The following is a 21,586-nucleotide window of genomic DNA, read 5'->3' as shown; positions in this document are numbered from 1 at the left end:
CGGGTCCGGGGGCTCCGCCGGATCAGGTGGTGACCCGGCGGATCCGGGTTGTCAGACGCTCCAGTACCAGGAGTTCGCGCCGTAGTCGTACTCGGCGCGGCTGTCGACGTGGGTGAAGGTGTCGTAGCGGATGATGCCGGAGAATCCGGAGGTCTGGGCGTATCCGATGGTGTCGCCGACGCTGTGGCCGCTGATCACGACGTCGGCGGCGATGCCGTAGGTGTGCTGGCTGTTGGCGGCGCCGCCGACGCTCTCGTTGTGGGCGATGCTGCGGAACCCGGAGTTGACGGTGATCGCGGCGTCACCGGCCTTGGTGCGGACGGCTTCGAGCTTGTACATCAGGCGCCGCACGTTCTCCTTCACCGTGCTCGCGCCGACATTGCCGCTGCCGAAACCGGCGCCGTCCTTGGATTCGAACTCGGCGAAGTCGAAGTGCGCGGTGGATCCGTCGGAGTCCTCCAACGCGTTCAGCGCGTCCTGCGTCGCCGAATCCACGACTCCGCTGGCGGACAGCCCGTAGGCGCTTTGGAAGCGGGACACCGCTGCCGTGGTGCCCGGCCCGAACTGCCCGTCCACGGCCACGTTCGTCTTCGATGCCTCGTCGGCGGCCCAGCCCGCCACGCGGATCTGGACTTCCCGGACGTCCTCGCCGCTGTCGCCCTCTTGCAGCTGCCGCGTCCACGAGTAGGCCGCGGCCTCGGGCGCGGCCACCACGAAAGACCCGGCCACCACCAGCAATGCCACCGCCAACGCGGAGCACAGCCGCAACGGCGCGGACGACATCGACCCGATCCGTCTGCTCATGATCTGCCCCTTCAGCACGTGCCGCGGAGCGCGTCCGCGGTCCTCGTCAGAACGGGCAGATCATGTCCGCGGGAAACCGGCCGGAACAGCCCTGTCGCAAAGTGCTCACCAACCGTTCGCCGAACGGTGCCGCACCGGAGGCGCACCTACGAGTCCTCGAATTTCGCTCTCGCCAGCGTCAAATCCGTGCAGCCGCCGGCCGAAGCCCACAAAGGGCGGCAAAGCCGCGCAGTCGGCGGCAAAGCCGTGCCTCGCGGCGAAGCCGTGCCTCGCGGCGAAGCCGTGCAGTCGGCGGCGAAGTCCGCGAAGGGCGGGCGAAGCCACGCTTGCCTGGCGGCCGAAGGCCGTGCCTCGCGGCGTAGCCGTGCCTGTATGTGCGAAGCACATAGCCCACGCAAGCAAGGTGACCACCGGCGGGTTCTCAGCTGTCTTCTCGCGAGGACAGCTTTTTCCCTCGTGGCGGAGCCACTCGGGAAAAAGATCCCGCAGCGAGAAGACAGCTGAGGTTCCGCCACCCGACCACCAACGCAAAATCAGCCCAGCAAAGCATCCACGAACGCAGCAGGCTCGAACGGCGCTAGGTGGTCGGCGCCTTCGCCGAGGCCGACGAGTTTCACCGGCACGCCCAGTTCGCGCTGCACCTGGAAGACGATGCCGCCCTTCGCGGTGCCGTCGAGCTTGGTCAGCACGATGCCGGTCACGTCCACGACCTCGGAGAACACCCGTGCCTGCACCAGGCCGTTCTGGCCGGTGGTGGCGTCCAGCACCAGCAGCACCTCGTCGACCTGGGCGCGCTTCTCCACGACTCGCTTGACCTTGCCGAGCTCGTCCATCAGGCCGGTTTTTGTGTGCAGGCGGCCTGCGGTGTCCACCAGCACGGCGTCCACTCCGGTGTCTCCTGCGCGGGAGACCGACTCGAACGCGACGCTCGCCGGGTCCTGGCCTTCGTTGCCGCGCACCACTTCGGCGCCGACCCGCTCACCCCAGGTGGCGAGCTGTTCGACGGCGGCGGCGCGGAACGTGTCGGCCGCGCCGAGCAGCACTTTGTGGCCGTCGGCGATCAGGACCCGCGCCAGCTTGCCGGTGGTGGTGGTCTTGCCGGTGCCGTTGACGCCGACGACCAGCAGCACCGCCGGCTTGCCCCCGTCGGCGGGGTCGCCGTGCGGCAGTGCGCGCACGGCGCGCGGCGCGTCGGTGCTCAACGCGTCGATGAGCACTTCGCGCAGCAGCGCCCGCGCGTCGTCCGGGGTGCGCACGCCGCGCGAGGCGATCTCGGTGCGCAGGCGCTCGACGATTTCCGTGGTGGTGGCCGCGCCCAGGTCGGCCATCAGCAGGGTGTCTTCGACCTCTTCCCAGGAGTCCTCGTCCAGGTCGCCCGCGCCGAGCAGGCCCAGCAGGCCTTGTCCGAACGTGGAGCGGGAGCGGGAGAGCCTGCCGCGCAGCCGCTCCAGCCTGCCCGAGGTCGGTTCGATCTCCTCGATCTCGGTGACCGGCTCGGCGACCGCGGGAGCCGGGTCGGGTGGGGTCGCGGTGCGGCCCTGCTCCGGCACCTCGGTCGGCGGGGCGGTATCGGTGGTGTCTTCGACCTTGCCGACGGCCGTCGCGCCGTCCGACTCGGTCGCCTCGTCTTCGGCGGCCTTGGTGGTCGCGTCGGTCGCCGTCGTGTCCTCGGTGGTGCCGGTCCGGTCGGCGGGCTGCTCGCGCGGAGCGCCCGTCTCCGCTTCGACCTCGGTTTCGGCGGGCAGTGGCACGTCCACGATGCCGCGCCGCGCGCTGTCCCTCGGTTCCGCGGCGTCGTCGCCGACTCCGGGCTGCCCCTCGGTCTCCGGACGCTGCTCGACCGGATGTTCCGGGGGCGCCGTCGCGGTCGCGCCGCTGGAGAAGCTGAAACCGCCGCCCGCCTGGTAGCCGCCGCCCTGCACCGCCGGGCGCTCGGCTTCCTGCTCGCGCAGGCTGATGCGGCGCCTCCGGGCCAGCACGATGCCGGTGACCACGGCCAGCAACAGCACCACGGCTACGACAACGGCGATCAAAATCAGGTTCGAGGTGGACACGAGCCCATCCTCGCACCCGCTTCCAGCAGCGGCGGAGCAGCCCCGGAGCAGGTTCTGGGGCCGGCGCGCGCGGGTGGGTTCGTTGTCGTCGTCCTGTCAGCGGCGATGCCGATGAGCAGTGACCATGCGGGTGACCGGGGACCGTCCCAGCGGTCGTCTCACGAGGACTGGGGCGCAGCGAGAGGGCCACTGCCTCCCCTCCGGGGGAGAACTGACAACGAGCATCCAAGTGGGCGATTCACCAACAATGATGGAAACAAGCTTGCATCCCCCAGGCTCGTGCAATACACCACTGTGCATGTCCTCTTGGCGGGTCCTCGGCCTGATCTCCGGGACGTCGATGGACGGCATCGACGTCGCCGTCGGCGAGCTGAGCCTGCCCGGAGGCGGTGTGGCGGAGCTGCGGCCGGGCGGGTTCACCGAGGTCGCCTACCCTGCCGAGCTGCGGCGCCGGCTCCTCGCGGCGCTGCCTCCCGCAGGCGTCGACGCTCGTGAGTTCTGCGTGCTCGACACCGAGGTCGGCCTGGCGTTCGCCGCAGCGGCGCGAGCGGGTATCGCCGAGTTCGGGGAGGTCGACCTGATCGCCTCGCTCGGGCAGACGCTGTACCACTGGGTCGAGGACGGCCGGGCGCGCGGCACCACGCAACTCGGGCAGGCCGCGTGGATCGCCGAAGCCACCGGCGTGCCGGTGATCGCGGACCTGCGTGCCCGCGACGTCGCCGCGGGCGGGCACGGGGCGCCGCTGGCCGGGGTGCTCGACGCGTTGTGGCTCGCCGACCGGCCGAGGCCTGCGATCGCGCTGAACATCGGCGGCATCGCCAACATCACCGTCGTCGGCGGCCCCGAACCCCTGGCCTACGACACCGGGCCGGGCAACGCGCTGCTGGACGCGGCAGCGGCCCAGGTCACCGGTGGCACCGCCGCCAGCGACCTCGGCGGCCTGATCGCCGCCGGCGGCCAGGTGCACGAGGAGCTGCTCGCGAGACTGCTCGCCGACGACTACTACCGCGAGGCCCCACCGAAATCCACGGGCAAGGAGCACTTCAACGCCGACTACCTGGCCCGGGCCGTACGCGGCCTGGACGTCAGTGGACCGGATCTGCTGGCGACGTTGACGGAACTCACCGCCGCCACCATCGCCGACGCCTGCCACCGCCACGGTCCCCGCGAGGTCATCGCCTCCGGCGGCGGCGTGCACAACCCGACGCTGATGGCGGCGCTGCGCGAGCGGTTGCGGGGCGATCGTCCGGGCACGGCGGACGTCGAAGTTCACGTCAGCGACGACCTCGGCCTGCCCGCGGCGGGGAAAGAGGGTTATCTGACGGCGTTGCTGGGCTGGTTGACCTGGAACGGGCTACCCGGCAACGTGCCCGGAACCACCGGCGCCGACGGGCCTCGGCTGCTCGGCGCGATCACACCCGGAACCGCGCCGCTGCGGCTGCCGGAACCGGCCCGCGAACCGGTGCGCCGCCTGCGCATCACCCACCCCACGACTCCCATGGAGGCCGAATGAGGTCCATCGATCTCATCGTGATCGGGTTGTACCTGGTCGCGATGCCGTTGCTGGGCTTGCTGCTGAGCGGTCGGCAACGCAGCTCGCAGGAGTACTTCGTCGGCAGCCGCACCCTGCCGTGGTGGGCGGTGTGCTTCTCCGTGGTCGCCACCGAGACCTCCACGCTGACCGTGATCAGCGTGCCGACGGTGGCCTACCTCGGCACCTTCACCTATCTGCAGCTGGCCATCGGCTATCTGATCGGCCGCGTCATCGTCGCGTTCGTGCTGCTGCCCAAGTACTACGCCGGGAACCTCGTGAGCGCCTACGAGTTCCTCGGGCAGCGCTTCGGTTCCGGGCTGCAGGGCACCGCCTCGGTCACCTTCCTGATCACCCGGCTGCTCGCGGACGGGCTGCGGCTGTTCGCCACCGCGATCCCGGTGAAGGTGATGCTGGAGGTGTTCGGGATCAGCGTCTCCTACTGGCAGATCGTGCTGGCGCTGTCGGTGCTGACCGTGATCTACACCTACCTCGGCGGGATCAAGGCGGTCGTGTGGGTGGACGCGATCCAGATGTTCGTCTACGTGGCGGGGGCGATCGCGGCGGCCGTCGTGCTCAACGGGCGGCTGTCCGGCGACTGGTTCTCCACCGCGTTGCAGGAGGGCAAGTTCCAGGTCCTCGACTTCGGTTCGTCGATCGTCACCGAGCAGTACGCGTTCTTCACCGCGGTGATCGGTGGTGCGGTGTTCGCGATGGCCTCGCACGGCGCGGACCAGCTGATGGTGCAGCGGCTGCTGTCCTGCCGGAACCTGCGCGACAGCCAGCTCGCGCTGATCGCCAGCGGCGTCGTGGTGGCGTTGCAGTTCGCGCTGTTCCTGTTCATCGGCACCCAGCTGTGGTCGTTCTACCAGGGAGCGGACCCGTCGGCGTTGGGCATGGGCAGTGATGACGAGCTGTTCCCCCGGTTCATCGTGAACGAACTGCCGGTGGGCGTGTCCGGCCTGCTGATCGCGGGAATTTTGGCTGCGGCGATGAGCACCTTGTCGTCGTCGCTGAACTCGCTGTCCACCTCCACCGTCAGCGACCTGTACCGGCGCATCGGCAAGCGCGATGTGGACGACGCGAGCGTGCTGCGGCTCGGCAAGATCTGGACGCTGGTGTGGGCGCTGGTGTTCGTGGTCTTCGCGTCGCTGTTCAGCAGCACCGACAACCCGGTGGTGGAGATCGGGTTGAGCATCGCCAGCTACACCTACGGCGCGCTGCTGGGCGCGTTCCTGCTGGGGATGCTGGTGCGGCGTGCCCGGCAGACCGACGCGATCATCGCGTTCGTATCGACGCTCGTGGTGGTGCTGATCCTGGCGTTCGGGGTGACGTTCCCGGACGGCGAAGGCGGCGAGGCGTCGCTGGCGTTCCCCTGGTTCACGCCCGTCGGGGTGATCGTCACGCTGATCGTCGGCGGGCTGCTGGCGTTGCGCCATCCGACTCCGGCGGCGGAGGACAAGGCTCCGCAGACCGCGGACTCGGCCTGAGCGGCGGACGTGCGGTGCGGGTCGCGGAGGACGCGCGGCCCGCACCGGAACACGACGATCATCCTGCGTGATTCGCCGCTATTACCATCGGCTACCGCCGACCCATGTGATCAACAGGTCAGCTCAACGCAATGGGCAGCACACCGATGAGCACGCCGAGCACCACGCAGGCCACCAGGTAGCCGATCGTCAGACCGATGTTCGGCGTGGACTGCGGCACGGGGCCGATCGCGCCCGAACCGAAGGCCTGCATCGGAGGCTTGTAGTAGGCCTCGAGCTGCTGGCCCGCGTTCACCGGGATCACCGCGGTGGCCGAACCGAACTTCCACAGGTAGTTGACGTGCACCTCGATCTGGTGCTGGCCCGGCGGCAGGTCGATCACGGTCCTTCCCCAGACCGCGGGCGGCCCCGGCTGCCCGTTGATGGTCACGCCCGGCTTGAACAACGCGAGCATGAACGCCGGCGGGGCGTACGAAGCGTCCAGCACGACCCGCCCCATGCCCGCGGGCGGCGGAGCCATCGCCGCGGGCTGCTGCTGCGGCGGCATGCCCGGAGCCTGCTGACCGGGCTGCGGGTAGCCGGGCTGCGGGTAGCCCTGCTGCGGCTGGCCCGGGTATCCGGGCTGGCTCGGGTATCCCGGCTGCGGATACCCCTGCTGGGGCATCGGCCCCGAGCCCGGATACGGCTGCTGGGGCATAGGTCCCGAGCCCGGATACGGCTGCTGGGGCATAGGTCCTGAGCCCGGATACGGCTGCTGGGGCATCGGCCCCGAGCCCGGATACGGCTGCTCGGGCATCGGTCCCGAACCCGGGTAGGGCTGGGCGACGGGTCCCGAGCCCGGGTACGGCTGCTGCTGCATCGGCCCCGATGCCGGGTAGCTCGGCTGCGGCAGACCGCCCTGGTAGGGCTGCGGCAGCGGCCCGGAATCCGGATACGGCTGCTGGAACGGCCCGGAGGCGGGGTTCTGCTGCGCGGGTTGCGACCCGTCCTGCGCTCCGTACCCACCGGGAGTCCACACGGGCTGCTGGGGGTACGGCTGACCCGGTTGCGGGCCGTATGGCTGAGACATAGTGGCCTCCTGGGGGCATCAAGAACGCGACGCACACCGTAGTGCCCACGTCCGATCCGGCGAATGCCGCCCCGAAAGGCGCCGCATCCATGACCCGATACGGACGTGGGCGGCCAGCCGTCCGGTGGGAAACTCCCGCAATTGCGCGAGAACCACCGCAATACTGCCGCCGAACCCACCACCGCCGACATGAACGACTCACTCCGACCGTTCCGTCGTGATCATGGCTCGGTCGATTTCGCGAGAAATTGCGAATCCATCATTCAGGTGGGGCCGATGGCCGGTCAGGCGCCGTCCTTGTCGGAGTCCGCGGACAGGACGATCGCGGCCAGGTAGCCGTCGCCGTCCTGGGCGACTTTGAGGAGCATGGAGTCCTCGAAGATGTTGTCACCGTCGTTGAAGGTGTCCCGCCCGGTGTGCGCGGCGTAGGGCTGCCGGGCGAACACCGCCGAGTTCAGCTCCTCGTCGAACATGAGCTGGCTGGTCAGCACCCGCTCGTTGCTGACGTGGACCATCACGTGGATGTGCACGGTGCGGCCCATGTACCAACCGGGCCAGATGGTGGTGAACTCGACGACGCCCTCGGCGTTGCTGACCTGAGCACCGCGCAGGTAGCGCTTGTCGTCGGTGGGCACCAGGTCCTGATCTCCACCGCCGGGACCGCCGCCGGGCCGCTCACCGTTCTCCGGCGGCGGACCGGGCGGAGTACCGCCGCCGCCGCTGGACTGGTCCTCGGCACCGGAGTACAGCCCTGCCGCGTCGCAATGCCAGATCTCCACGACGGCGTTCGGCAGCACCGCGCACGTCTCGCTGTCCTGCACCTTGAGCGCGAGCCGCAGCCGCACGCCCTCCCGGTCCTCCCGGATGTCGGCGCGGATCTTGTCGGCGTCGAAGTAGTACGGCCCCTGCGTGGTGTCGGGGGTGAGAGTGCAGGTGTTGGTCCCGGCGAACAGGTCCGTCGCGTCGGTGGCGGTCTGCGGCGTGACCGACGCGCTCTCCCCGGTGGAGGTGGTGACGGTGGAGCTGCCGCCCGCCTGCGATCCGCACGCGGCGAGCAACGTGCCCAGTCCGATGGAACCGACGCCGGCGAACATGGATCGTCGGCTGACTCGCTGACCTTCGTGGTGGTCTGACATGCCGCCCTCTCTCGCAGTCACGTTCTCGGAACGAGACCGAAGTTAGAGCCGCAACCTGCGAGGAAGCTGGACGCTCGCTGCAAGATCCGCGTGCGCCCGGGCCACCGGTCAGGAGGCGTCGGGACCGCCCGGCACGTCGGCGGGCTGCGCTTCGGAAGAATGGGCTTCGGAAGAAGGGGCTTCTCCGGCCGAATCCTCCTCGGGCTGAGCACCTGCCGGAACCTCGGCTCGCGGAGTTTCAGCGTCCAGAGCGGTCTCCTGGGCCGAAGTCGCCGCCGCGTCCGCCGGAACGTCGCCGTCGGCCACCGTCTCCGGCGCCGGGCCTTCCCCTGCGGCCTTGCCCTTCGACCCGCGCAGCCGCTGCGAGATGACCGTGGTGATGCCGTCGCCGCGCATGCTCACGCCGTAGAGCGCGTCGGCGATCTCCATCGTCGGCTTCTGGTGCGTGATGATCAGCAGCTGCGAGGTGTCGCGCAGCTGGTCGAGCAGGATGATCAGCCGCCGCAGGTTGGTGTCGTCGAGCGCGGCCTCCACCTCGTCGAGCACGTAGAACGGCGAGGGCCGCGCCCGGAAGATCGCCACCAGCATGGCGACGGCGGTCAGCGACTTCTCCCCGCCGGACAGCAGCGACAAGCGCTTGACCTTCTTGCCCGGCGGCCGCGCCTCCACCTCGATGCCGGTGGTGAGCAGGTCCTCGGGATCGGTGAGCACCAGCCGGCCGTCACCGCCGGGGAACAGGACGGAGAACACCTTCTCGAATTCGGCGGCCACGTCGTGGAAAGCGGACTGGAAGACTTCCAGGATCTTCTCGTCGACTTCCTTCACAACGTCCAGCAGGTCGCGCCGGGTGGACTTGATGTCCTCCAGCTGCGTGGACAGGAATCGGTAGCGCTCCTCCAGCGCCGCGTACTCCTCCAACGCCAGCGGGTTGACCTTGCCCAGCAGCGACAGGTCCTTCTCCGCGCGTTTCGCACGGCGTTCCTGGGTGCTGCGGTCGTAGGGCACCGAGGGAGGCATGGTGACGTCTTCGCCGCGTTCCTTCGCCGCCTCGTATTCGGCGACCTCGGCGGGGCTCGGCGGGACGGGCACCGTCGGGCCGTACTCCTCGGCGAGGTCGTCGAGGCCGATGCCGAAATCTTCGATGATCTTGGATTCGAGCTGTTCGATGCGCAGCCGCTGCTCGGCGCGCACCACTTCGTCCCGGTGCACCGCGTCGGTGAGCTTCTCCAGCTCGCCGCCGAGTTCCCGCACCCGCGCGCGAACCGCGCCGAGCGCCTGCTCGTGCTCGCTCTGCAACGCCTGCGCGGTGTCGCGTTCCTCGGTGGCCGCGCGCAGCGAGGACGCGATCCGCTGCAACGCGGTCTCAGCGCCGTCGACCACCGCCTTCGCGACGCGGGCGCCGCGCTCCCTGGCTTGGCGGGCCGCTTCGGCGCGGGCGCGTGCTTCGCGTTCCTGCCTGGCGGCGCGGCGCAGTTGGTCGGCGCGGCCTTGCACGGCGCGAGCGCGTTCCTCGGCGGTGCGCTGGCCGAGGCGGGCGTCCATCTCCTCTTGGCGCAGCGTGCCGAGTTCGCCGCCGAGCCGGTCCCGCAGTTCGGTGTCCGGTTCGGCCTGCTCTTCCTGCTCGTTCTTGACGGCGGCGAGCCGCTCCTCCAGTTCCGCCAACGAGGACAGCGCCTGTTCGCGGGACTGCTCGACCTTCGCGCGCTGCTGGCGCACCCGCTCCACTTCGGCGGCCGCGGACTGGGCGGCTTTGCGCAGGCTGGAGACGCGTTCGGAGCTGCGGGCCGCGGCGACCTTGGCCTCGTTGATCTGCTCCTGCACGACGCGGACCTCGTCGCGACGAGCCTGTTCCTCGGCCCGGGCGCCTTCGAGCGCGGCGGCGTGCTGTTCGAGGCGCCGTCCGGCGGCGGCGTGTTCCTGTTCGGCTTCGGCGACCGCGGCCTGCACCTCGATGACGCTCTGCCCGTCGTCGGAGCCACCGGTGGCCCAGTTCCCGCCGAGCACGTCGCCGTCGCGCGTCACGGCCCGCACCTCGGGGTGCGCCCGCACGACCGCGCGGGCGGCGGGGAGGTCGTCGACGACCGCCATCCGGTCCAGCGCCGTGGTCACCGCGGCGCGCAGTCCGTCGGGCGCGCGCACCAGGTCGGCGGCCCAGCGCGCCCCGTCCGGCAGCGTCGGCCAGCTCGACCGGTCCGCCTCGGCTGCTCCCCCGACCAGCACTCCTGCTTTGCCCGCCGCATCGTTCTTGAGCAGTTCCAGCGCGCTGACCGCGTCGTCGACGCCGGTGACCGCGACGGCGTCGGCGACGGCTCCGAGCGCGGCGGCCAGCGCGGCCTCCGCCCCGTTGTCCACGGTCAGCAGCGCGGCCACGGAGCCGAGCAGCCCCGGCACCTTGTCGCCTGCGGCCAGCAGCGCACCCGCGCCGTCCTTGCGGTTGAGGCCCATCGACAGCGCTTCGACGCGGGCCTGCCAGGACGCGATCTCCCGTTCCGCGGTCCGCTCGGCCTTCACGAGTTCTTCGACGCGGGAGCGGGCGGCGTCTCGGGCGGCGGCGGCGTTGGCCTGGCGGTCGTGCAGACCGGCGTCGTCGGATTCCTGCCCGCCGCTTTCGGCTTCGGCGTCGGCGAACGCGGATTCGGCGACCTCGGCGCGTTCCTGCGCTTCGGCGAGCGAAGCCGACAGCCGTTCCAGCTCGTCGGAGGTGGCGCCCGCCTTGCTGCGCATCGACTCGACCTGGCCGGACAGCCGTGCGACGCCCTCGCGCCGGTCGGCGATGGCGCGGACCGCGGCCATGTGCTCGCGTTCGGCCTCTTTGAGCTGCGATTCCAGTTCGGAGCGCCGCCGCACGACTTCACCGAGGGCCTCGCGGGCGTTCTCGACCTCTTCGCGCAGCTCGATCTCCTGCTCGGCGGCCTCTTCCGCTTCGGCGTCGAGCTGGTCGGGGTCGCGTCCGGTGCGCTGCTCGGTGTTCTGCGCGGTGAGGTGCTTGTGGCGTTCGGCGGCGAGCCGCAGCGTGCCGTGCAGGCGTTCTTCCAGCGCGGACAGCCGGTACCAGGTGTCCTGGGCGCGGTTGAGCCGCGGCGCGTCGGCCGCGACCTTCTCCTCCAGGCCCTTCTCCTCGGACTGGGCGAACTGGAGGCCGCGTTCGACCTCGGCCCGCTTGGTCTTGGCCTCTTCCTGATCGGCCTGGTCGCGGGCCAGTTCGGCGCGGGAGGACAGCAGGTCGTCGGCGATCAGCCGCAGCCGCGCGTCCCGCAGGTCGGCCTGCACGGTCTGCGCCTTGCGCGCGATCTCGGCCTGCTTGCCGAGGGGTTTGAGCTGGCGGCGCAGTTCGCCGGTGAGGTCGGTCAACCGGGTCAGGTTGGCCTGCATCGCGTCGAGCTTGCGCAGCGCCTTCTCTTTGCGCTTGCGGTGCTTGAGCACGCCCGCGGCCTCTTCGATGAGCCTGCGGTGCTCATCGGGCTTGGCCTGCAGGATCGACGCGAGCTGGCCCTGGCCGACGATGACGTGCATTTCGCGGCCGATACCGGAGTCCGACAGCAGTTCCTGCACGTCCATGAGGCGGCAGCTGTTGCCGTTGATCTCGTACTCGCTGGCGCCGTCGCGGTACATCCGGCGGGTGATCGAGACTTCGGTGTACTCGATGGGCAACGCGCCGTCGGCGTTGTCGATGGTGAGGGTGACCTCGGCGCGGCCCAGCGGGGCGCGGCCGGAGGTGCCGGCGAAGATGACGTCCTCCATCTTGCCGCCGCGCAGGTCCTTCGCGCCCTGCTCGCCCATCACCCAGCGCAGCGCGTCCAGCACGTTGGACTTGCCGGAGCCGTTGGGGCCGACCACGCAGGTGATGCCGGGTTCGAAGCGCAGCGTGGTGGCCGAGGCGAAGGATTTGAACCCTTTGAGCGTCAGGCTCTTCAAGTGCACGGCTGCGATCGACCTTCCCGCGAGTACTTCCTGCGTGCGGCGTTCGGCAGAGCGTACCCGCCGCGATGTTCACCACCTCGCAGAACCGCGCCGAGCCCTCCCCGCCGACACGCGCACCACCTGAGGTCAATGCCCCCTTGGCCCGGCGCGACCGGTCTAACGGGCCGTTCACTCCTCCAGCTGGATCAGGTCGATGCCTCCCTCGCCCGGTAGGACCGGGCAAGTGGACCATTCACCTCGTCGGCGGGATCAGCTCCTTCACCGGCGCGAGCCGGCTAGTGGGCCGTTCCCGTGCGAGCCGGGGGGTCAGCGTTCGACGAAGCCGGTTCGGTCGCCCTTCGGGACGGTCCACTGTTCGGCGACGTGGTCGACCTGGCCCGGGGTGCCGGTGGAGCGCAGCGCGGTGAGCAGTCGTTGGCAGGCATCGCGCGGGCCTTCGGCTACGACCTCGACACGGCTGGCGGGCAGGTTCGTGGCGCTGCCGACCAGGCCGAGTTCGAGGGCGCGCGCCCGGGTCCACCAGCGGAACCCGACGCCTTGCACGTGCCCGTGCACCCAGGCGGTCAGTCGAACCTGTTCGGTGTTCGCGGAGCCGGCCGGGCCGGTGTCGTCGGTGTCGCTCACGCCTCGCATGATGCCCGCCTCCGGGCCGACGTTCGCGGCGCACCCCGCACGCTCCGCGATCATGCATCACCCGAAGGTGTCTGAACCGGACGCTTTCCCGATGAATCACCAGCGCACGCAGTGGATCACCCACGCCGACCGCGGCACCCGGGCCACGCGCGCCTTGTCAGAGCCGCTACCGTGTCGCGAGATCCACGCGCTACGTCCGGAACGTCGACTTCGGTCCGCATCGGACGCTGCCGGTATCAGCGGAGCGAGTTCGCCGGCTCGTTCCGTCGGGACTGAACGAGTGGGACACGATGGACCCTTTAGCACCTGATCCTGCCGCGGAGTCCGGGGATTCTCCCGGGACGCGGCCGCGCCGACTGGCCCTGTGGGCGACCACCGGAGTGGTCGTGGCCACCGGTTTCGCCGCTTCGGCTGCGGTCATCGTCGGTGACCAGCAGCGCCGGGACGCGGCCGAGGAGTACACCGCGGTCGCACCGAGCGCGACGACGCTGATCACGACCTCGGGTTACCCGGGGATGCCGCGGCCCGCCGGTCCGCCGCCGCTGCTGCCGCCTCCCCCGCCGCCGGGCACGCCCTCGGCGGTGGACATCACCTCCACGGAATCCGAGGAGCCCAGCGACTCCGTCGTGCTCCCGCCGCCGGAGCACGATTCCTCGGCGCCACCGCCGCCGCAGCCCACGGGGACTCCGCCGGACACCGGCACTCCGCCACCCCCGCAGCCGCCGCCCCCGCCGACGTCGGAGCCCGAGACGCCGACGAGCCCGCCGACCACGAGCCCGCCGCCGGACCCGACGACGCAGCCGCCGGTGCCGCCGCCGACGGAGACGACGTCGTCCAGCGGCGCCGGTTCGCCCTCCGCGTCGCGCACGGACGATTCGTCACCCCCGCGCACCGACCCGGAGTCGGCTCCGCGAACGACCGGTCCCTCGTCCGAGGCGAGCGAGCCGACCGCGCCGAGCTCGTCCCGGTCGGCCTACTGATCGTCACGGTCCGCATCCGTGCGGATCAGATCGATGGCCCATTCGCCGAGTACCGGCGATCGAATGGTGCATTCCGGTGTCCGGCGGCGGAAGTCACCCGCGGCGTCGTGCTAAATACAAGTCTCATGTCCCCCAGCACGCCGTCTCCGAGGAGCCCGCACCTGCGCCTGCCGAGTCGCTCGCGCACCACGGCCCCGACCTTGAGGCACGAACGATGAGCGAATCAGAAGTGGGTCCCGCGACCGGTGGTAAGCGGGGCCGCAAGCAGTCACGACCGGATCCGGCCGATGGCCCGGTCGCCGCGTTCGCCTATCGGCTGTGCGAGCTCAAGGAATCCGCGGGCGATCCGTCCTACGACCGGATGCGGGGCGATTTCGGCGCCGCCGCTTCCAAGTCGGCGTTGTCCTCTGCGGCGCGCGGTCAGGACCTGCCGTCGTGGGAGACGGCCTGGGAGTTCGTGCGGAGTCTGGCGGTGGGCGTGCTCGGCCAGGACTCCGAGACGGTGCGCCGGGAATGGCTGCGGCGGTGGGAACACGCGCGGGCGGCGGCCGAACAACCCGCCCCTGCTCCGGCGGAGGCCCCGGAGCAGCCGGAGACGCCGGTTCCCCCGGTGGACCACGAGCCGCCGAGTGCGGAGCCCGATCCGGAGTCCGGTCCGGCCGGAGCCCGGCGCAGGGGCTGGATCTTGGCGGGCACCGGTCTTGCGGTGGTGCTGGTGGCGATCGCGCTGAGCGTCTACCTGCTGTCCGGCCCGGAACGCCCGATTCCCGGCGACGCGTCGCTGATGCTCAGCGAGACGGTGCCGGATGGGACTCCGATCGACGCGGGGACGAGTTTCGTGAAGTCCTGGGACATCATGAACGTGGGCCGCGTCCCGTGGTCCGGGCGTTATCTGGAGCAGACCGGCGAACGGATCGGCGACGCCGAATGCACCGCTCCGCAACGCGTCTGGATCAGGGACACGCCACCTGGCGGAAAGGTCCGCGTCACCGTTCCGGTGTTGGCCGGGGAGACGACCGGGCAATGCAAGATCGCGTGGAAGATGGTCGATGAGAACGGCGACCTGTTCTTCCCTGATCAGGCGCTGCGACCCGTTTTCTTCGACATCGAAGTGACTCCGCGATCGAACTGATCGTTCTGTTCGGAGGGGGTGCCTTCGTCCACCCGTCATGAACGAAGGCACCCGCCGTCCCTCTTCCCCAGGGGTTGGTTTCCGAGTCGGCCCCCATGCCGGCATCGTCCCCCGTTCCCTTTGGTTCGAGTGATCGCCGCAGACATGTCAGGCGGACCTGACCCCCAGTGCGGCGATCGCTCCGGCAATCGATGCGCGGTCCCCCAGTTGACCGCCGTTCGCTGCCGTGCCGACTACGTTTCCACGCTGCGTCGAGTCCGCCAAGCGATCATTGGCCGGACCCGCCGAGTCCAATGTCCACGCAGGTCAGCGAATTGGCCAGGAGTCAAAACGCGTTCAGGCCGGGTCGCCCTGCACCAGCAGATCGGCCCATGCGCGAGTCGGCTCGACGAGCTCGGCATTGCGTTCGTCGCTGCGGAGCACCCATTGCCTGGCCGCTTCTCGCGAACGCCCGTATCGCTCGTGGCGCGCGATGAGCCGGGAAAGGCGTTCGTCGTCGTCCGGGGCGAGGAACCACGATTCGTCGAGCAGTTCCCGGGCCTGGTTCCACGGCGGCACGTCGAGCAGCAGATAATTGCCTTCGGTGATCACGAGCGGCGTTTCCGGATCGACCGCGATGGAACCGGAGTACGATTCCTCGACTTCGCGGTGGAATTCCGGCGCGTACACCGTCTCCGAGCCCTGTTCGCGGAGGCGCCGCAGCAGCGCCACGTAGCCGGCCGCGTCGAACGTGTCCGGTGCGCCTTTCCGGTCCCGGCGGCCGAGTCGCCGCAATTCGGCCTCGGCCAGGTGGAATCCGTCCATCGGCACCAGCACGGCCGCCGAGCCCAGTTCGGCGAGCAACGCGTCGGCGACGGTGCCTTTGCCCGCTCCGGGTGCTCCGGTGATGCCGAGGATGCGCCGCGAGCCGCTTTCCGCGAGGGCGCGGGCGCGACGGATGAGTTCGTCGATGCCGGTGCTCACGCGTTCTTCCCCCCGCGCAGCGAGGTTTCGATGTCCTCGAGGCTGCGGCCCTTCGTCTCCGGCAGCTTCCGGTACAGGTAGGAGAGGCCGATGATGCCGAGCACGCCGTAGATCCAGAACAGCCCGGTCGCGGTGAAGGCGTTGATCAGGGTGAGCACCGAGATGGAGATGAGGAAGTCCAGCCCCCAGTGCGTGACGGTGCCGACGCTGGAGGCCTTGCCGCGCACCGCGGTCGGGAACACCTCGCTGTTGATCAGCCAGATGGCCAGGCCGAGGCTCGCCGCGAACGCCGCCTCGTACAGCATCAGCCCCACCGTCAGCAGCATCCCGAGCCCTTCCACGCTGGGCAGCAGGTACAGCGCGCCGAGCCCGAACAGCACGACGATGACCACGCTCGTCCCGCCGATGAGCAGCGGACGCCGCCCGACCCGGTCGATCAGCAGCAGCGCGATGGCGGTGAACACCATGTTCGTGGCGCCGATGCCCACCGACGACAGGATCGCCGCGGAGTCGCCGAGCCCGGCTTCCTTGAGGATGGTCGGCGCGTAGTAGATGACGGCGTTGACGCCCACGAGCTGATTGGTGGCGGCGACGGCGACACCGAGCAGCACGGCCGGCCGCAGCCGGGGCCGGAACAGGTCGCGGTAGGAGAACTTGCTCTCTTCCCGCATCGTCTCGGTGATCTCGGCGATCTCCGCGTCGGCCTCGTCCGGGGTGCGGGTGCGCAGCAGCGCCGCGCGGGCCTGGTCGGTGCGGCCGCGGGACAGCAACCACCGGGGGCTTTCGCTGAGCCCGAACAGTCCGGCGAGCATCAGCAGCGACGGGACGGCGGCGAGCCCGAGCATCCACCGCCAGCCGCCGCTGTCGGCGAAGGCGTAGCCCACGAGGTAGGACACGAAGATCCCGATGGTGATCATGAGCTGGTTCATGGACACCAGCCGTCCGCGCAGCGCGGGCGGCGCGATCTCGGCGATGTAGGTGGGCACGACCAGCGAGCTCGCCCCGATCGCCACGCCGAGCACCACGCGCGCCACGATCAGCACGGTCACGTTCATCGCGACCGCCGAGAGCAGCGCGCCGACGGTGAACACCACCGACACCAGCAGCAGGGTCCGCTTGCGCCCCAACCCGTCGACGACCCGTCCGCCGCCGACGGCCCCGGCGATGGCGCCGAGCAGCAGCGAGGCCACCACGACCTGCTGCATCCCGTCGTCGAGCCCGAACGCGGGCGCGATGTAGAGCAGCGCGGCGGAGATGACTCCGGTGTCGTAGCCGAACAGCAGCCCGCCGAGCGCGGCGATGCTGGACGCCCCGATGACGGCGCCACGTCCGCCGCCGGGGGTGGGTGTTGCCGGGGTGCTCATGCGGGGTGCGGCCTCCTCGGGATCGGGCGTGCGGCGGGGATTCTGCCGCGCGGCCGACGAGACGCTAAATGACGGTGCCGACGATGACCAGCATTGGTCCGGAATCGATGCACGGCAACCGATTACCCGTCCGAAAAGTCCGACTGATCATGTGCCGCGCGGCTCCACACCATGCGAACAGGTCAATGCCTCCTCCGCCTGTAGGACCGGTCGAAGGAGGCATCGACTCCACCGGCCGCACCGAGTGAACGCCCCCTTCGACCGGCGGGAGTGGGCGAAGGAGGTCGCCCGGCGGTTCAGTCCTCGACGGTGTCGGTGATGAGTTCGCGGAGGTATTCGGCGAGGCGCTGGTTGTCGCAGGGCGCGACGGTGCTCCACTGCCTGCCGTCGCCGCTGGCGCGCACGGAGTGCAGGTAACGTCCGGCCGGGGTGTCGTGGAATCCGACGACGCGGTCCGAGCGCACGGGTTTCGCCGAGCGGCTCGGGGTGTGTTCGACGCCGAACTGCCCGCGCATGCCCATGCCGTCGGCCATCCGGGACAGCATCTCCGCGTCGTCCGGTTCCACGCCGAGCCCGCGCAGCTCGTCGGCGAACACCCGCATGTCCTGCCCGGCGCGAGCACTGGCGTCCATCAGCACGTCGTGCGGCACGCTCACCGGCCGCCCGCCGCCGGGCGGGCCGTCTCCGGCGACGGACACGACGGCCTCGGGCAGCGAACTCCCCCGCACCGGCGCCAGTTCGACGACATCACCGTCCACAATGGTCACCAGTCCGGTGTTGCCGTTGGCGGAGCCGAGCGCCCGGATCGAACGATCCGGAGCCCAGATCCGCAGGTCGACGGCGAGCTGCGGCCGGTCCAGCAGCACCAGCAGGTCGGCGAAGTCCTCGTCGAGCCGGTCCTTGCCGGGTTCGGCGAGCTTGCGCGACCGCAGTTGCGGCCACACCTGCGAGAGGAGTTCGGCCCGCTCGGTGTGCGTGGCACCCGGGCTGGGCACGGTGAGCACGATGTGCCTGCGCTCGGTGAGCCCTTCCGATTCGCACGCCACATCGAATTCCAGTGTGGACAGCACGATCGGTTCGGCGTCTGCTCCGGGTCGCACCGTCAACCCTTCTTCGGTTCGTCGTCGTCACCGGGCTCGTGGTCCGCGCCGAACACCGGCGGGGCGACGAGTCGGTTGTCGTCGAACGGAGTTTCCTCTTCGTAGTACTTGTTCTCGTGCTCGGCGTCCTCGCCGGAACCGCCCTGCCCGCGGGTGGCGGCCGGTCCCATCGCGGAGCCCGGAGCGGGCTTGCTGGTGGCGGAACCACTCGCGGTGCGCCCGGCGGTCGTGTCACCCGGCCCCCCGCCGACACCGGAGGAGCCACCGCGCAGCGACCCGGCTTTGCCCTTGTCGGCACCCGCGGAACCGCCGCGCACACTGCCTTCGGGCGTTCCCGCCTTGCCGCCGAGCATCTTGCTCGCGGCGACCGCGCCGAGCCCCGCGACCGCGGCACCTCCGGCGCCGATCCCGAGGATGCCGCCGAGCCCCATGCCACCCTGCTTCGGGTCGTCGTGCGGGTTCGTGTCGGGGTCGCCGCCGGTCGCGCGCTCGTGCTCGTCCTTGTTGCCGCTGCGCCCGCCGCCGATCGGGGCGTCACCGCCGCCACCGGTGCGGCCACCGGTGCGGCCGCCGGAACGACCGCTGATCGCGCCGATCGCGTTGTCGGCGCCACCGACGCCGGCGGAACCGCCGCCCCCGTCGGGCGAGGCGAACGTCCCGATCCCCGAGCCCGCGCCCCCGCTGGGCGCCGCGGCTTGAGCGGTGACGGCCGCCGGCTGCATCTCCGGCATCGGCTGGAAGCTCTCGGCCTGCGTGACGGTCGTGTCCCGGTACGAGCCGAGGGCCTGCTGAGCGACCTGCTTGCGGCCGTCGATCTTCTTGGCCTCTTCGTCGTAGTCGCTGGTGTAGCCGAAGACGCCCGCGCCCTTTTCCAGGAAGTTCTCGGACTCGGAGTTGTGCATCTCGTTGCGGTTCGGCAGCGTGTTCTTCGCAGATTCGAACCCGCGCCCCTGCGCTTCCACGCTGGTCGCCGAGGTCGCCAGCGGGTCCTGCGACTGCTGCATCACCGCCGACTGCTTCGCGGTGGCCTCCTGCGCGATGGCACCGGCGTTGCCGGTCCACTCGATCTGCAACTTGCCGAGTTCGACGCGGAGGGTGTCGTCGAGGTCCGTGACGATCTGCGCGCACTGCTGCAAAGCGGTCGCGGCCTGGTCCATCGACTCGGTGCCGCGCCCGTCCTTGATCTTTCCGATCCAGCTCAACAGCTCAGGAATGTCGAAACCCTGGAACCGGAGGTTCCGAATCGGATTCAAGTCCTCCACGCCAGCCCCCTCAGCTCGTTCAGCCCTGCGCCTGCAGGTTGGTCACCGCGAACTCCGCCGCCTGCTTCGCCTTCGCGCACATGTCCTGGTTGGTCACGGTGCCGGAAAGCGTCGGGCTGTAGAAGACTTCGAGTGTCTGGCCTTGTGCCACATCGACGTCGACACGACATCCGAGCGATTCCAGACCCGCGCCTTCTTGCCCTTGCTCTGCTTTGAAGCCGTCGATCTCGTAACTGGCGGCTGTCTCCGGGAAAGGCTCCCCAGCGCGCCCGACGGCTTCCTCGAACCCCATGTCCAGGGCTTCTAGTTCGATCGTCACGTCAGGCTTGACGCCTGGAACGCTCAGCCAAATGCAGCCGGGGGCACTGCCCGCAGGCGCAGGATCCGACCGCTCCACGCCAACTTGAACCTGCTGCTCCGGCAGAAGCAACTTGCACATGTCCGCGCTCTGCTTACCGGCGAGAGCCAACTCCTGCGGGCGCTGCGGAGCAGGTTGAGGAGCCGGAGACACGGAGGGCTCGTCCCCTCCGCCTTGATCAAGTGCGCATCCGGTCGCAGACAGCGATACCACCGCTGCCACCGTCACCCAGCGACAGAGCCGCGAAAGCACGTCGAAATCTCCCTACCGCACGTCGCTGAACTTGAACGAAGCTTCGATCTCTTCCTCGGTGAAGCCATAAGCCTTGGCCGCTTCGCCGAGTTGGTTAGCGAGGTCCTGGACTTGGAGGACGTAGGAGTGCAGCCGCTCGAAATGGGACTCCGGACCGACCACCAGATTCTTGTTCCACACAGCGGACGCAGTCGAGCTGATGTCGTCATCGGCCGCAGGCCGGACCATGAGATCTTTCCGGAGGCGACCCAATTTGGCTTGCGCGTCCTCGGCCGCCTCCCCGATCACCCGGCGTGCTGCCAGGACGTTCTCCGGGGTGACGGTGATGGTCTGGCCCGGCCCGCCCGGAGCGGGGGGCGGTGCTGGTGCGGTCATCGCGGGGAACCCCCAAGTCGCGGCTGCTGATCACCAGTGCGACGCAGACAGTAGCAGCGCCGGTTCCACCCCCGACCCGAGTTCCGCGAACTTCACACGGAACCCACGGCCACCACCCGATCGGTGCTCCTCGACCGACCACGGTCCGCCTCAGGGAGGTCAGCGGCTGCGGAACCGCCGAAGTTCAACCCGCGCCCGCGGTTCGTCAACGTTGACACGAGGCTCTATTGCCCCCGAACCCTTTTGGGCCAGCCCACCTATGATGCCAAGTCTCTTGGCTTATCAGGTGAAAGTCGACCTCGTCGACGTTCTCCGGCGTGCCCAAGGCGTCGACTTGCTCCTTCATCGGCGGGCGAGTCACGTTGGTATAGATCCGAACGTGGGCGATCCCGCGAGGAAAGGCTTCGTTGCTGCCCCACGCTCGACGCAGAGCGGCGTTCACCAGCACGTCCCAGGCGTCCACGTACAGATCCAGACGGATCTTTCGAAGCGCCTCGAACAGATTGTCCTCCTCAGCGCTGTACTGGCCGAACGGGCCGGTGAGCCGCAGGTGCACGCCGCCCCGGTCACGGCGGCCCCACTCCGCCAAAGCCCTCACCCGCTCCTTGTTCTCTCTCGGCACACGCCCGCGCACGTAGATCTCTTCCGCGTGGGGAAGTACTTCGTTCCGCTGCTGCTCGGTGGGCAGGCAGTCCGGTACGTATCCACCAGCTTTGCCAGGCTTCACCGCAACGTTCCGGACCGCGTCACGGTCAGCTTTCGTCCGTCTCTTGCCATGGCGCATCGACTCGATGACGTGCAAATACTCTTCCCTGCCACCGAATCCCGCCTCCTCGCCAACCTCCCAGCTCTTTCGTAAACTCCACTGCAACCTCGGGCTGTATTCGTAGCCGCGCTCCGCAGACGCGGGCATGCCCAATGCGTCGACCGGATCCGCGTCCGGCGGCTCACCCGAACTTCCGAAATATCCGGACCTGGTCGACCGCACACGGATGTTCCTCGGTAGGTCCCCCTGCGGTGATCAAGGAAGCGTTCACGAGAACGGACCAGCCCCAGCCGCCGTCGTGGAGGTCGGCGCGCAACACCATCAGCGCGGAGAACACGTCGGCACCGGGCGAGCTGACCGTCCGCGTCGGGAGTTCCAACTCAACGTGCACGCCGG

General features: G+C 69.8%; 18 protein-coding genes. 3 read left to right on the top strand and 15 right to left on the bottom strand.

Features of this window, described 5'->3' with window-relative positions; genetic code table 11:
- Positions 1–51 precede the first annotated feature (51 nt).
- Entirely contained in the window at positions 52–804 is a 753-nt protein-coding gene (locus H2Q94_RS05670) for a D-Ala-D-Ala carboxypeptidase family metallohydrolase (protein ID WP_243792805.1), read from the bottom strand.
- A 533-nt stretch (positions 805–1,337) separates the two neighbouring features.
- On the bottom strand, positions 1,338–2,858 hold the full coding sequence (gene ftsY, locus H2Q94_RS05665; RefSeq protein WP_243792802.1) for a signal recognition particle-docking protein FtsY: 1,521 nt from the start codon (positions 2,856–2,858) through the stop codon (positions 1,338–1,340).
- Between the two features lie 298 nt (positions 2,859–3,156).
- Here ftsY and H2Q94_RS05660 point away from each other — a divergent pair, with 298 nt between their 5' ends.
- Both H2Q94_RS05660 and H2Q94_RS05655 read left to right on the top strand, forming a co-directional pair.
- Entirely contained in the window at positions 3,157–4,371 is a 1,215-nt protein-coding gene (locus H2Q94_RS05660; protein ID WP_243792801.1) for an anhydro-N-acetylmuramic acid kinase, read from the top strand.
- Positions 4,368–5,879: a sodium:solute symporter gene (locus tag H2Q94_RS05655; protein ID WP_243792800.1), complete on the top strand. Its 1,512-nt coding sequence runs from the start codon at positions 4,368–4,370 to the stop codon at positions 5,877–5,879. Before H2Q94_RS05660 ends, H2Q94_RS05655 begins: the two co-directional genes overlap by 4 nt.
- Before the next feature lie 118 nt (positions 5,880–5,997).
- Here H2Q94_RS05655 and H2Q94_RS05650 read toward each other — a convergent pair whose 3' ends face one another.
- The 5 genes from H2Q94_RS05650 to H2Q94_RS05630 all read right to left on the bottom strand — a co-directional run bounded on the left by H2Q94_RS05650 (position 5,998) and on the right by H2Q94_RS05630 (position 13,506).
- The gene (locus H2Q94_RS05650; RefSeq protein WP_243792799.1) at positions 5,998–6,948 is read right to left on the bottom strand and encodes a hypothetical protein; all 951 of its coding nucleotides are present in this window, start codon (positions 6,946–6,948) and stop codon (positions 5,998–6,000) included.
- Positions 6,949–7,232: 284 nt separating this feature from the next.
- A complete protein-coding gene (locus H2Q94_RS05645; RefSeq protein WP_243792798.1) occupies positions 7,233–8,084 on the bottom strand; it encodes an intradiol ring-cleavage dioxygenase in 852 nt (283 codons plus the stop codon).
- Between the two features lie 108 nt (positions 8,085–8,192).
- The gene (gene smc, locus H2Q94_RS05640; protein WP_243792797.1) at positions 8,193–12,005 is read right to left on the bottom strand and encodes a chromosome segregation protein SMC; all 3,813 of its coding nucleotides are present in this window, start codon (positions 12,003–12,005) and stop codon (positions 8,193–8,195) included.
- Between the two features lie 306 nt (positions 12,006–12,311).
- Positions 12,312–12,638 carry an acylphosphatase gene (locus H2Q94_RS05635; protein ID WP_243795554.1) on the bottom strand — a complete coding sequence of 109 codons (327 nt, stop codon included), beginning with the start codon at positions 12,636–12,638 and terminating at the stop codon, positions 12,312–12,314.
- Between the two features lie 505 nt (positions 12,639–13,143).
- Positions 13,144–13,506: a hypothetical protein gene (locus H2Q94_RS05630; RefSeq protein WP_243796057.1), complete on the bottom strand. Its 363-nt coding sequence runs from the start codon at positions 13,504–13,506 to the stop codon at positions 13,144–13,146.
- A gap of 326 nt (positions 13,507–13,832) precedes the next feature.
- On the opposite strand from H2Q94_RS05630, the gene H2Q94_RS05625 reads away from it, so the two are divergent.
- Complete coding sequence (locus H2Q94_RS05625) at positions 13,833–14,750, top strand: NBR1-Ig-like domain-containing protein (protein WP_243792794.1); 918 nt, start codon at positions 13,833–13,835, stop codon at positions 14,748–14,750.
- 336 nt (positions 14,751–15,086) lie between these two features.
- Here the strand turns inward: H2Q94_RS05625 and H2Q94_RS05620 are convergent, their stop codons facing one another.
- From H2Q94_RS05620 to H2Q94_RS05585, 8 genes are all read right to left on the bottom strand, one after another.
- Positions 15,087–15,713 (bottom strand): nucleoside/nucleotide kinase family protein, encoded by a 627-nt coding sequence (locus H2Q94_RS05620; protein WP_243792792.1) that lies wholly within the window; start codon positions 15,711–15,713, stop codon positions 15,087–15,089.
- The gene (locus H2Q94_RS05615; protein WP_243792790.1) at positions 15,710–17,077 is read right to left on the bottom strand and encodes a sugar porter family MFS transporter; all 1,368 of its coding nucleotides are present in this window, start codon (positions 17,075–17,077) and stop codon (positions 15,710–15,712) included. The genes H2Q94_RS05620 and H2Q94_RS05615 overlap by 4 nt, the downstream gene beginning before the upstream one ends.
- 296 nt (positions 17,078–17,373) lie before the next feature.
- Entirely contained in the window at positions 17,374–18,177 is an 804-nt protein-coding gene (locus H2Q94_RS05610; protein WP_243792785.1) for an ESX secretion-associated protein EspG, read from the bottom strand.
- Between the two features lie 2 nt (positions 18,178–18,179).
- Positions 18,180–19,439, bottom strand: coding sequence for a PPE domain-containing protein (locus H2Q94_RS05605; protein WP_243792783.1), 1,260 nt, complete (start codon positions 19,437–19,439; stop codon positions 18,180–18,182).
- Between the two features lie 19 nt (positions 19,440–19,458).
- The gene (locus H2Q94_RS05600) at positions 19,459–20,010 is read right to left on the bottom strand and encodes a DUF3558 domain-containing protein (protein ID WP_258718663.1); all 552 of its coding nucleotides are present in this window, start codon (positions 20,008–20,010) and stop codon (positions 19,459–19,461) included.
- A 51-nt stretch (positions 20,011–20,061) separates the two neighbouring features.
- Entirely contained in the window at positions 20,062–20,424 is a 363-nt protein-coding gene (locus tag H2Q94_RS05595; RefSeq protein ID WP_243792778.1) for a hypothetical protein, read from the bottom strand.
- A gap of 205 nt (positions 20,425–20,629) precedes the next feature.
- The gene (locus H2Q94_RS05590; RefSeq protein ID WP_243792777.1) at positions 20,630–21,337 is read right to left on the bottom strand and encodes a hypothetical protein; all 708 of its coding nucleotides are present in this window, start codon (positions 21,335–21,337) and stop codon (positions 20,630–20,632) included.
- A 34-nt stretch (positions 21,338–21,371) separates the two neighbouring features.
- Positions 21,372–21,581, bottom strand: coding sequence for a hypothetical protein (locus H2Q94_RS05585; RefSeq protein WP_243792775.1), 210 nt, complete (start codon positions 21,579–21,581; stop codon positions 21,372–21,374).
- Between the last annotated feature and the right edge of the window lie 5 nt (positions 21,582–21,586).

Source organism: Saccharopolyspora gloriosae (assembly GCF_022828475.1).
GTDB classification, from domain to species: Bacteria; Actinomycetota; Actinomycetes; order Mycobacteriales; family Pseudonocardiaceae; genus Saccharopolyspora_C; species Saccharopolyspora_C gloriosae_A.
Note: the sequence above shows the minus strand (reverse complement) of the source record. Positions and strands in the feature narration are given on the sequence as shown.

Coding starts and splice junctions, on each gene's coding strand:
- H2Q94_RS05670 (WP_243792805.1), bottom strand. CDS start 804: ATGAGCAGACGGATCGGGTCGATGTCGTCCGCGCCGTTGCGGCTGTGC.
- H2Q94_RS05660 (WP_243792801.1), top strand. CDS start 3,157: ATGTCCTCTTGGCGGGTCCTCGGCCTGATCTCCGGGACGTCGATGGAC.
- H2Q94_RS05655 (WP_243792800.1), top strand. CDS start 4,368: ATGAGGTCCATCGATCTCATCGTGATCGGGTTGTACCTGGTCGCGATG.
- H2Q94_RS05650 (WP_243792799.1), bottom strand. CDS start 6,948: ATGTCTCAGCCATACGGCCCGCAACCGGGTCAGCCGTACCCCCAGCAG.
- H2Q94_RS05645 (WP_243792798.1), bottom strand. CDS start 8,084: ATGTCAGACCACCACGAAGGTCAGCGAGTCAGCCGACGATCCATGTTC.
- H2Q94_RS05635 (WP_243795554.1), bottom strand. CDS start 12,638: ATGCGAGGCGTGAGCGACACCGACGACACCGGCCCGGCCGGCTCCGCG.
- H2Q94_RS05625 (WP_243792794.1), top strand. CDS start 13,833: ATGAGCGAATCAGAAGTGGGTCCCGCGACCGGTGGTAAGCGGGGCCGC.
- H2Q94_RS05615 (WP_243792790.1), bottom strand. CDS start 17,077: ATGAGCACCCCGGCAACACCCACCCCCGGCGGCGGACGTGGCGCCGTC.
- H2Q94_RS05595 (WP_243792778.1), bottom strand. CDS start 20,424: ATGACCGCACCAGCACCGCCCCCCGCTCCGGGCGGGCCGGGCCAGACC.
- H2Q94_RS05590 (WP_243792777.1), bottom strand. CDS start 21,337: ATGCCCGCGTCTGCGGAGCGCGGCTACGAATACAGCCCGAGGTTGCAG.